Annotated in this window: 1 protein-coding gene and 1 pseudogene; both read right to left on the reverse strand. The window is 50.3% G+C overall.

The features are described 5' to 3' along the window. Nucleotides 1-104 (reverse strand): annotated as a pseudogene (locus tag H8S64_RS22995) (conjugal transfer protein TraO); the annotation flags it as partial. A 3-nt stretch (nucleotides 105-107) separates the two neighbouring features. Continuing rightward, nucleotides 108-764, reverse strand: a 657-nt coding sequence (gene traN, locus H8S64_RS23000) for a conjugative transposon protein TraN (protein ID WP_186978737.1), incomplete at its 5' end; no start/stop codon positions are given.

A 764-nucleotide genomic window follows, 5' to 3' on the forward strand; every position in this document is an offset into this window, starting at 1 on the left:
GTGACCTGCAAGCCTTTCATGCCCGGCAGGTATCTTTGTGCGTGTGCCTGAAACGAGGTCAGGCACAGCGCAAAGAGCATCATTATAAAGATGTGTCTTTTCATTCCCTATTTGATTTTTAGTTCATCAATCACTTCTGCGTTCACGATGTCGGCGTTTTCCACCCGTATGGTCTGATGCCGCCCGCCGTTCTTCTCGTAGAGTTCCACGACCAGCAGCTTGTCGTCAGGAATGGTAAACTTCGGCAGGGCGTACACCGTGCGCACGGTCGATTTCCCGGCAATCTCTATCACCTCGTTGTAGCTGCGTACCGCATCCAGTACCGTTTCCTGAATAGCCGTGCGTTTGGGCACTTTTTTATCGGTTATCTTAAACCTGATGAAGTCCGTGTCGAAAGGCACGTTGGAACTGTTCTTTGTCTGCGTGTGCACGTAGAGCATCCCGTTATATGTGTAAATCCCCTTGATTAAGAACTGTATGCCGAAACGCTTGCTACCCAAGTGGCGCACTTTCCGGTCATTGTTCTTGTAGATGCTCTGCATTATCAGCTTCACTAATAGCGGGCTTTCACCCGCCAGTTCCCGGAAATGGATGTTCATCCGGGTATGCGAGAAGTCGGACGTATCTTCATTCTCCAAGAAGTCCTTCATTTCGATGTTGAGCATTTCCGGTTCACGGGCGTACTTGGCGTTGAACGAAAAGAAACTGCCGTCCTCGCAGATAACGGAGAAGTTCGTTTCTCCCGGAAAGCCCTCTGTCGTGGC

It is taken from the genome of Butyricimonas hominis (assembly GCF_014287455.1).
GTDB lineage: Bacteria > Bacteroidota > Bacteroidia > Bacteroidales > Marinifilaceae > Butyricimonas > Butyricimonas muris.